Consider the following 9,615-nt stretch of genomic DNA (forward strand, 5'->3'; position numbering starts at 1 on the left):
CCGCCACGCGCGCGTGCCGTGCCAGGAGGCGCAACGGGGCGAGGCTGCCGAGGTGGCTCCCCGCGGGGTGCGGCCAGCCGTGCGGGTCAGTCCTGGGCCCGTTGGGTGACGGGCGCGTCGGTGCGGTCGCCAAGGAATTCATACCAGCGGCGTTGCAGGCATACGTATCGGGTGTCCGCCTCGACCAGGCGCAGGAACGAGGACACGGCCTCCGCCAGCCGGTCCTGGAGCCCGGGATCGGCCAGGTCACCGGTGTCGGTGAATCCCTGGTGCGCGTTGGCCAGGCTGAACATGTCCGGGTAGACGCGTGTGCCGAGGTGTTCGAGCGGCATGCGCAGCGACCACAGCCCGCGGTTGCCGCCCACCATGGACGGGGAGGCGGAGGTCAGCAGGGCGTGTTTGTCCTTGAACGGCTGGGGCCGGATCCGGGAGACCCAGTCGACGGCGTTCTTCAGCACACCCGGCAGCGACGCGTTGTACTCCGGCGCGGAGATCACGAAGGCGTCGCACGCCGTCAGCCGATCGCGCAGCGCGAGCGCGCCGGGCGGGATCCCCTCGGCGGTCTCCACGTCTGCGTCATACAACGGCATGTCGAACTCGCGCATGTGCGCATGGTCGACGGTCGCGCCGGCCTGCTCGGCCAGCCGGGCCACGAGCGCGGCGAGCCGGGTGTTCAGTGACTCGCGGCGCAGTGAGGCGCCGAAGACGAGGACGCGCACGGAATCGGATGGCTGGTCGGTCGTCATAGGCGGGGTCTCCCATGGCCTCGGCAGGATGTGTGTCCTGTCCCCTCATCCTGCCCGAGTACCGGTGCCGGGCCCGGGAGCGCCGGTACGGTCCGGACCGTGTGTCGCTGCGGCGGGGTGGTCATCCGTGCCAAGGCGCCTACGAGACACTGCGGGCGCGGGGCGCGCGGTTCCTCACCGCGCCGGTGGACCGCGGCATCACCGGGGGCTGCAGTCCGGAGCCGGGATCATCCCCCTTCGCGCCTGTTCCGGGTGTGAGGCCTGCTCCGTGACTGTGGCGGCGAGGGCGGTTACTGCGCTTCGGGTCCAGGAGCACTGGGCCTGCCGCCGCGTGGACGGACCGTCGCTCGCGGGGTAGCCGAATGCTCCGTCGGTGGTCTGCTGGGCGAGGAGGAAGGCGATGGCGTCCTGGGTGATGCGGTGCCGGCCCCATCCGGTCTGGGCGAGGGTACGGACGGTCGCGGCGAGTCGGCCGAGGTGGTAGGTCTCTGTGGCTTCGCGCAGGGAGGCAGCGGCCTGCAGGGGATACACCCGCTGCTCACGCGGTGTGGGCTGCCGGGGGATGGCTGCGGCAGTCGATGGGCCGAGGAGGCCGAGGCGGATCAGCCGGTGCACACCTTCCGCAACGTCGGCGGGCACGGTGTGGAGTGAACTGACGATTTCGGCGGTGTTCGTGAGGAAGTCGTCCAGGGACGGGCAGCAGCCGGCTCCCGCTGCACGCAGGGCCAGGGCGAACTCACCGGCGACTTCCATACCCTGCTCCTGCCAGAGACCCGGGTCCGCGTCGGCGAGGAGTGCTGCGTAGTGTTCGAGGGCCGGCCGGGCGAGGTGGTGTTCCCGGATGGCGGCGGCCCCGATGGCAGCGGCCGTGACTCCGGCAAGCCCCACACGCGGGTCCTGCTTCATGCTTTGGTCGCACAACCACACCACGGCGTGCCGCAGGGGCGAACCCAGGGGCACGTCTGCAGTCGGCAGGGTCGGGCGTGGCCTGTTCGGGCGTCGGGGTATTCGCGCCAGCAGGCCGGCGAGGGCGGTGACGATGGTGGTGTGGTAGCCCTCTGCCCAGTGCCGGAACTCCTCGTCCCCACTGTCCAGTCCGGGGTGGATGATGCCTTCGGGCCCGTTCACGCGTCCGTTGTCTTCCTGAACCGATTCCAGGAAGTCCCAGGCCCGGTCCGCCGCCTCGGAGGCGGTGATGCCAAGGCAGTACAGGCAGCACAGCAGTTCCCCGACGAGGTCGGCATTGGCGCGGGCTTCGGCCAGGACCAGGAGCCCTTCGAGGAGCTCGACAGCCCTGCCGGGGCTGTAGCCGCGGGGCCATGCCGGCTCACGCTGACCGAAGTCGGTCGCGTAGAAGAGGGTGTGGGTGATGGCGTAGATGTCGCGGTCGGCCAGCTTGAGGACGTTCGGGCGCCGGCACAGAAGGGTGAATGGCAGAACCTCGTCCATGGGCGGCAGGTCGTGTTCGATGCCGCACAGGTACAGGGTGTGGAGCAGGTCCAGCTGCCGGTAGGGGACCCGCTCGAACGCCGCCGGGTACCCGCCGTCCACAGCCTGCTGGATGATGCGCCGGAACTCCGGGTCCTCACGGCCGCACAGCCGAAGTGCAGCGTATGTTCCCGCGTACAGCAGCAGAGCCTGTTCGTCCCGCGCGATCATCTCCCGGTACGAAGGCTGAGCAGCGATGTCCTCGACCTGCTCGAAGACGGCCGCATAGTCGCCGTCGAGGGGTGTGTCATCGAGCCGGGCACGCAACCCCACCAGAAAGGCCGTCTCGATAAGCGCTTTGCGGGTGAACAGCACACGGTCCGGCTGGGTGGTGCGCGGGTCCAGCAGGCCCCGGCGCGCAGCGAGCCAGGCAACCGCCCGGTCCTCCACCACGCGCCTTCGAGATGACCGGACGCCGGGTGCTTCTGTTTCCATCATCGAATCCTCCCGGCAGTCACCTGGTTGTAGGGCTCTTCAGCGGGTCAGCTGCCTGCGGGCGTGACAGCGTCCGCTACTTCGTTGGCGACGACTAGGACGTAGCGTTCCCAGGCCAGTACGTAGCCTGCGACATCGTCCAGCTGACTGACCTGGCCGACCACGCGCTCCAGAGGAACACTGAGATCAACCAGGCCACTGGTCCTGAGGAAATCCAGCGCTTTACGCGCATCAACCGGCGGCGGAGTGGTCATGACGAACCTCCTGCTCGAAGTCCAGCATTTCGCTTCTACCATCCTCCAATTCACCCGATAGGGGAATATGTAAGAGGTAACTCATACCATCACACTTAATCGGTCGATCTACTTGCCGGGCCCGGCCCCGGCAAAAGCGCTGCGGGGCAGCCGATTACCAAGCCTTTTCCAACCTGCCGACGGGCCCGGATGGTTGGGGTGCCCTGAACAGCTGTACCGACGCTGCCATCGATTGAGCCGGGCGCCCCCGGAACGGGACCCGGACGGGATGGCCGGCGCCTTGGTGGGCCTTGTCGGCCCAGTATGTCAGGCAGTTCAGCACCAACCACATCACCGACATCGTGAAGGCCCGCCCTCATCCTTCACCGCACGCCCCGGCGTGAGGTTGGAAAAGGCTCAATGGATCACGAAGTCGATTCCGGAGGTCTGGGCACCTGTCCGGAATTCCACACGCATCACACCTGTGTCATCTGGACCATTCGGGGCACTGTAGTGCTCTCCCTGAGTGACGACCCGGAATATGTCACAGCGCCTGCGCCGCCGCCCATGACATATTCGATCACGAAAGAGGCCGCCGCGGGAACCGCGTCCGGAATGCCTCTGCTTCGGCATGCCCGCCGGCCTTGTGCTCATGGAGAGGAAAGCGCGAATGAAGAAGCTCACCTGGGCGGCCAGGAGCTTTGCGGCCGTGTCCGGAGCCCTGCTCGTGGGGGCGCTCGCGGCCCCGTCCGCGATGGCCGACAGCACCTGGGACATCTGGTCGCCGCTGACCGGGTCTGGCCGCGGGTGCGGGTACACGGAGCGCGACATCAGTTCCACCGTCGTCGACTACTCGGGAAACGACCTGTTCGAGACGGTGTTCCGCGCCACCACGAACCGCTACGCGGAGGGATTCCTCAACGACAGCCGTGACCCGGCGGACTGGTTCAGTCTCGCAACCGTACCCGGCGCCCCCAAGTGCTTCATCGACGTCGCCGTCTCGGTCACCGAGGAGGACCCCGGCCACCTGTTCATCACCACGGTGGACAACAAGGGCGTGGTCTACGAGGCCGAGTGTGACACGTCGAGTGGAACGATCCTCGACGCGACGAACATCGCCACGGCCTGCGGAGTCGGCTTCACCCCGAACCTGGGCACGCCGGTGTAAGGCTGTCCCGTAACTGCCGGTCACAGGTGAGATGATCTTGTGGCTGGTGTGAGCACGGTGTCGGAGCCGTCCTGACCACCCGTTCACCGGCCGAGCCCGCGGTCCTTCGGGAAGCTGGTGACCGTGCAGCGGTGCCAGGGTGCGGACGCGGGCGGCAAGGACCGCCGTGGAGTCTTCCGCTGGAGGACCGGGAACCGTGGGCGGCGACTTACCGGCGCACGAACTTGACGTTGCGCCGGCTCGCGCCCCCTGTTCGGCGTCTCCAAGTCGGCGGCAGGCCGCATCATCGACCGTCTCTGGCCGATGCTCGCACGCCGGCCCCGCAAGCGGTGCGCCAAGGACACCGTGCTGATCGTGGACGGCACCCTGCTCCCAGCCCCGGGACCATACCGTGGCTGCACGGTCGGAGAACCACCGGTACTCCACCAGCCACCCGGGGCGTCATCGACGCCGACACCCGCCTGGTCGTCGTAGTGGGCCGGCCGCTCGCCGGAAACCGCAACGACGACAAGGCCCGGGAGGAATCCGGCGCCACGGCCCGGAGCCGGGCTGTAGCGGATATAGTAGGGGCACCAAGTTACCCAGGCGCAGAAGGCCCTCCACCATCGGTGGGGGGCCTTCTGGCATGTTCGGCTCCTGCCGCGGTCAGGCGACCTGGAGCTTCGGGCGGCCCGTCGGGGTCGGCGGGGCCTGGTGGTAGGCCGGGAGTTTCAGGTTGGCCAGCTCCCCCGCCTGGATGCGGACGAGGGCCGCGCGGAACGCCGCCTCCATGGCCTCCGGGGTCTCGTACTTGGCCGCCAGCGGGTGGAGGCGGTACGAGTTGCCGTTGCGCTCCTCGCTGCGCGGCCTGAGCACGATGTTCAGGTCGCACAGCGGCGCCATGAGCCCGCTGACGGCCTGCGGCGTGACTCCGTACTCGGCCGCCATGTCCTTCTGCCGGACGGGCAGCGCTCCCCCGAAGTCGCTGCGGGCGACCAGGTATTGGAGGAACTTGACGGCGGACCCTGACAGCGGCAGGGCCCAGATGCGCTCCGCGACGATCGGAGACATGACGTTAGCCATGGGACAGCCTTCCTCGTGTGCGTGAGCGTGTGCGGGCGCCCGCGTAGCGACCTGGCATCACTATCACCCGGTACGCCTCCCTCCGCGATAGTTCTCTTCCACCTCGAAGCCGAAACCGAGGTCCAGCTCCTCCTGATGGGCGCTTTCCGGTCCAAGCGCGTACGGGAACGCGGCCGTGTCGTGGTCGTGCCGGTCGGCGATCTCGGCGAGCACCTCATGCTGGGCGGTGCTGTTGCCGTGGAACCACAGGCGAACGTTGATCTGGATCCGGCCGTTGCCGGCCTTCTCCACCCAGTTGTAGCCGCACAGGGCCTGCACGGCGCGGTTGACCGTGGAACGGGTGATCATCTTGCCGCCCTTCTGCGCGGCAATCCTGTTGAGCCCGTCCGTGATCTCCTGCTGGGTGTACTGGGTGATGCCCGTCCCCGGGACCTGGCCTCCTGCCACGAAGAGGAAGACGCACAGCTGGGACTTGGTGATGCTGTTCGCGACGGCCAGCTGCGCGAGGAGCTGCGTGAACCAGTTGCTGGCCAGGCTGTAGCCGGCGCCTCCGGCCATGTCGTGGACGGCCCTCGGGTCGGCGGCGTACTCGAAGGTGACTCCCTTGAGGCGGCGGCGGCCGCCGGGGTCGGCGGCTTGTGCCACCGTCTCCCCGAGCTGCTGGCCGAGGACGGCCAGGATGTCTCCGTACGCGGCTTCGTCACCCGCGGCGGTGGGGGCGGGAACAGGCCAGGGCCCGCGTCGACGACGAGCGGGCGGATCAGATGTCACAGGACCTCCTTGTTACTCAGGCGGTCCGAGGCTATCCAAAAAATCAACGTGTGCTTGTCTTTTGGCGAGCGACACGCAGGATGGCGGCCCCTGACGAGGCTTCTGTTCGACGGAGGCTCCAAAAGTACACGCCAGGTGAAGTTTACTCGCGCGTAGGCCCCAAAAGTACACGCCTGCTTGAGTTCGATTGTCGCGGTAGCAGCACATTTCGACGGGCCCCGGGCGGTGCGCGAGGTGCTGAGGGCCGACAGCTCCAGCGCGCTGACCTGCGCTGATCCGCAGTCGGTGGAGTGCGCACAAAAATCAACGCCTGCTTGATTTTTCCGCAAAATGTGCTCGCCAGGTACACATTTCGGAGGGCCAAATGTGTCCTGGGGGACACATCACCTCTCGCAAACATGCAGGTCAGAGGCTTGCAGCGGCGGCGCCCTCTTACTAAAGAGCAACCCGCCCGACACGAGCACGCACCCCTGCCCGACGCGGAGCCCCAGCACTTCATCCACACGTTCTGCGGCCGGTGTCGTTGTGTCCTGTACCCCTCGGGGAACTGCGGATTGCACATCACTTCCCCCCTCTCACCACATCAGCCCACACACCTTCACCACAGCAGTCCTGCTGCGGCAGGTGCCCTCAGGTCCCCCACCTCAGCCATGTGCCGCCTCAACCCGGTTTGCCGCAGGCCCTCATGCCCAGTGAGGGCGCCCAGCGCCCGAACGGTGCACCGGCGACCGTCAGGGAGCCGGGGCAGGGCGTGAGGGGGAGCGGGTCCAGGGCGCCCGAGCGCCTGGCGAGGGGGTCTGGGGGGCGAGGAGCCCCCCATGCTGTGGCCGGTCCAGCGCGGCCTAGGCGCTGGCGGGGTCCAGGGGCTGGCCCCTGGGATTCACGGTCCGCGGTCAGCTGCGGACAAGAACCCCTTGCGAACGACGAACGCCATCGGTGGTCCGAGCCTGTCGAGGAGCGGCAGGAGTTCGGCCGTGGCCGCCCACCACTTGTGGCATGCCTCCCGGGCCAGGCCGGCACCGATCTGGCGGCATTCCACAACAGCATCTGGCAAACACGGGCGAAATATGTGTGGTGAGGCCTCTTCGCCTTCCCCCCTGAAGGTTAGTAAGGTACCCGCATGACCGCTCCATACGATCCGGAAGTCAGGGAAAAGGTAGTCGCGAAGCTGCCGGCGTCCCTGCGGCAGGAACTCAAGGTCCGCGCAGCCCAGTTGGGCGTGGACATCCAGGACGCCGTCACCGAGGGCATCCACGCATGGCGTGCCGATGCCTCTGCGGCGACCCCGGTGGACACCTCCGGTGCCTCCTCCTTCTCGACCTACCTCCCCACCGGCCTGTACGGGGAGTTCAAGGAGGACTGCCGGGTACGGGAGGTCCCGTACAACCAGGGCATCGCCCAGTCCATCCGGCTCTGGCTCGACACCCACCCCTCCCCCACCGGACGGCGCCGACCCGCGAACGAGGGCGCCCGCCGGATCGTGGTCTGCAACCAGAAGGGCGGCGTCGGCAAGAGCGCCATCAGCAACGGGCTCTCCCAGGCCCTCGCCGAGACCGGCGCCCGCGTCTGCGTCATCGACTTCGACCCGCAGGGGCACCTGACGCGGCACCTGGGCGCGGAGATGCTGGGAATCAAGGAGCCCAGCCTGGCCAAGCACATGCTGGGCGAGATCGAGGGACGGATCCGGGAACTTCTCGTCCCCATCGAGCACGGAGCGTTCGCGGGACGGCTGTTCCTGCTGCCTTCCTGCAAGGACGCCTTCCTCCTCGACGCCCGGCTGGCGACGACCCGCCACGTCCGGACCAAGGAAACCGCTCTGGAGAAGGCCCTGGAGGACCTGGAGAAGGACTTCGACTACATCGTCGTCGACTGCCCGCCCAGCCTCGGCTACACCATGGACACCGCCCTCTACTACGCGCGCACCCGTGAGGGCGAGGCCCCGAAGACCTCCGGCATCATCGTGCCCGTCCAGGCCGAGGACACCTCCGCCGACGCCTACGACATGCTGAGCGAGCAGCTCGAGGACCTGGTCGACGACCTCGACATCGACATTGCCCAGCTCGGCTTCGTGGTCAACCTGTACGACAGCCGCAAGGGGTACGTGGTCACCTCCTCCCTCAACAGCTGGAAGGAGTTCAGCGACCCGCCCGTCATCACGGTCATCTCGGACCTGAAGGAACAGCGTGAGGCGGTGCGCGTGAAGCTGCCGCTGCTGCACTACGCGCCGGACTGCGAGCAGTCCGAGTCGATGCGCGAGATCGCCCGGAGGATCGCGGTATGAGCAAGAGCGACCTCCTCGGCACCGGCTCGTCCTTCAGCAATGCGCGCCGCAGCAGTAGCGGCCGCAGCGAGCGGGGCCGTGCCAAGGCCATCGCCCAGGGCGACCTGCCGGCGTACGAACTGATCCGGGTCCCCCTGGACGAGGTGTCGGCCACTCCCCTCAACCCGCGCCGGAACTTCGGCACGGACGAGGACATGACCCGCTTCGGCGAGGAGCTGCGCCAGGCCCAGCTGTCCGCGTGCGTGGCCGTGAGCCGCAGCGCGTACCTGGGGCTGTGGCCGGACCACGAGGCCCGGATCGGCTCGGCGGCGTACGTCCTCATCAACGGTGAGCGCCGCTACCGCAGCGCCCTGCACGTGGGCCTGGACACGCTGGACTTCGTCGTACGCGACGACCTCGCCGGCTCCCGGACCGACTTCATCGACCACCTCCTCGCCGAGAACCTCGAGCGCGAGGACTTCGACGTGATTGAGCGGGCCCGCGGTGTGCAGCAGCTCGTGGACACCTGCGCGGAGCAGGGCCGGGAGCACGGGGCGAAGTCGCGTGCGGCGCAACGGCTGGGCAAGTCGCCGTCGTGGGTGACGAACCAGCTGGTGCTGCTGGAGCTGCCGGAGGAGATCCAGCACATGCTCAGCTCGGGGGAGTTGCCCGAGCGGGACGGGCGGGCCCTGGCGCGTGCGGCGAAGGACCGGCCGGGTGTCGGCGCGGCCGGGCTGCTGGATCTGCTGAGGGAGACCAAGGCGCAGGAAGCCCAGGTCAAGGCGGCGCAGCGGGAGATACTGCGCAGCGCGCAGGAGGCTGCGCCGGTACGCGTGGAGCCCGTGGCGCAGCAGGCCGGGGGAGCGGCAGGCGTCGCGGAGAAGGGCCCGGAGCCGGCCCGACTTTTGTCCGCGGACAAAAGTCGGGAGCCGGAAAGCCGGCCGGTGACGGTGTCCGAGGCACCGGCTCCGGTCGCCGAACCGCCGCTCCAGGCGCCTCCCGCGCCGCTGCCGCCGGCTCCGACCGCCCCGGAACCCGTGGTCGCGGATGTGGTCCGCGAGCCCGAGCCGGAGAGCGTCATCCCGTCACAGGCCAGGGGAGCGGACACGGCTGAGGCCGCCCCGCTGTCGTGGGAGGACCCGAAGTCCGTGTACGAGGCGATCCGACACAACATGTCCGCGAAGCAGCGGGCGGAGCTGACCATGCTCCTCATCGAGAACAACCAGCGCAGCTGACCGACCGCTGACGACTCCGAGGGCTCCACCGCTTTCTTGCGGTGGAGCCCTCGCCTTTTTGTAGCCTCCCTCGCCCGAGGCACGTGACGGCGTCGACGAGGCTGCCATCTGGAGGCTCCCGACCTTTTTTCTCTGACAAAAAGCGGGGGACCCGGCCGCCCCCCCCCCCCCCCGACCCCCCCCGCCCAAAAGACCTCCCCGGGTGAGGGGGGGGGGA

8 protein-coding genes and 1 pseudogene are annotated in these 9,615 nt (G+C 68.4%); 4 read left to right on the forward strand and 5 right to left on the reverse strand.

The annotated features are described in order from the left end of the window. Positions 1–86: 86 nt before the first annotated feature. The 3 genes from AC068A_RS25530 to AC068A_RS25540 form a co-directional block, all read right to left on the reverse strand. Positions 87–746 (reverse strand): NADPH-dependent FMN reductase, encoded by a 660-nt coding sequence (locus tag AC068A_RS25530; protein ID WP_478588540.1) that lies wholly within the window; start codon positions 744–746, stop codon positions 87–89. A 198-nt stretch (positions 747–944) separates the two neighbouring features. Then, positions 945–2,672 (reverse strand): DUF6895 family protein, encoded by a 1,728-nt coding sequence (locus AC068A_RS25535; protein ID WP_478588542.1) that lies wholly within the window; start codon positions 2,670–2,672, stop codon positions 945–947. Positions 2,673–2,716: 44 nt separating this feature from the next. Then, positions 2,717–2,923 (reverse strand): hypothetical protein, encoded by a 207-nt coding sequence (locus AC068A_RS25540; protein ID WP_478588544.1) that lies wholly within the window; start codon positions 2,921–2,923, stop codon positions 2,717–2,719. 649 nt (positions 2,924–3,572) lie between these two features. On the opposite strand from AC068A_RS25540, the gene AC068A_RS25545 reads away from it, so the two are divergent. Beyond that, a complete protein-coding gene (locus AC068A_RS25545; protein ID WP_478588545.1) occupies positions 3,573–4,070 on the forward strand; it encodes a hypothetical protein in 498 nt (165 codons plus the stop codon). A gap of 39 nt (positions 4,071–4,109) precedes the next feature. After that, positions 4,110–4,657: pseudogene (locus tag AC068A_RS25550) on the forward strand (transposase family protein); the annotation flags it as partial. Between the two features lie 58 nt (positions 4,658–4,715). On the opposite strand, the gene AC068A_RS25555 reads toward AC068A_RS25550, so the two are convergent. Then, positions 4,716–5,132, reverse strand: coding sequence for a hypothetical protein (locus AC068A_RS25555; protein ID WP_478588547.1), 417 nt, complete (start codon positions 5,130–5,132; stop codon positions 4,716–4,718). A 63-nt stretch (positions 5,133–5,195) separates the two neighbouring features. Next, entirely contained in the window at positions 5,196–5,903 is a 708-nt protein-coding gene (locus AC068A_RS25560) for a hypothetical protein (protein WP_478588549.1), read from the reverse strand. A 1,120-nt stretch (positions 5,904–7,023) separates the two neighbouring features. Here AC068A_RS25560 and AC068A_RS25565 point away from each other — a divergent pair. Together AC068A_RS25565 and AC068A_RS25570 are read left to right on the forward strand one after the other, a co-directional pair. Beyond that, complete coding sequence (locus AC068A_RS25565; RefSeq protein ID WP_478588551.1) at positions 7,024–8,184, forward strand: ParA family protein; 1,161 nt, start codon at positions 7,024–7,026, stop codon at positions 8,182–8,184. Beyond that, positions 8,181–9,398, forward strand: a complete 1,218-nt coding sequence (locus tag AC068A_RS25570) for a ParB/RepB/Spo0J family partition protein (protein ID WP_478588552.1) — start codon at positions 8,181–8,183, stop codon at positions 9,396–9,398. Before AC068A_RS25565 ends, AC068A_RS25570 begins: the two co-directional genes overlap by 4 nt. Positions 9,399–9,615: the final 217 nt, after the last annotated feature.

This window comes from Streptomyces sp. NPDC043854 (genome assembly GCF_056436005.1).

Bases quoted from the DNA above. Each gene is read 5' to 3' on its own strand.
- AC068A_RS25535 (WP_478588542.1), bottom strand. From the start codon at position 2,672: ATGATGGAAACAGAAGCACCCGGCGTCCGGTCATCTCGAAGGCGCGTG.
- AC068A_RS25540 (WP_478588544.1), bottom strand. From the start codon at position 2,923: ATGACCACTCCGCCGCCGGTTGATGCGCGTAAAGCGCTGGATTTCCTC.
- AC068A_RS25570 (WP_478588552.1), top strand. From the start codon at position 8,181: ATGAGCAAGAGCGACCTCCTCGGCACCGGCTCGTCCTTCAGCAATGCG.
- AC068A_RS25565 (WP_478588551.1), top strand. From the start codon at position 7,024: ATGACCGCTCCATACGATCCGGAAGTCAGGGAAAAGGTAGTCGCGAAG.
- AC068A_RS25530 (WP_478588540.1), bottom strand. From the start codon at position 746: ATGACGACCGACCAGCCATCCGATTCCGTGCGCGTCCTCGTCTTCGGC.
- AC068A_RS25545 (WP_478588545.1), top strand. From the start codon at position 3,573: ATGAAGAAGCTCACCTGGGCGGCCAGGAGCTTTGCGGCCGTGTCCGGA.
- AC068A_RS25555 (WP_478588547.1), bottom strand. From the start codon at position 5,132: ATGGCTAACGTCATGTCTCCGATCGTCGCGGAGCGCATCTGGGCCCTG.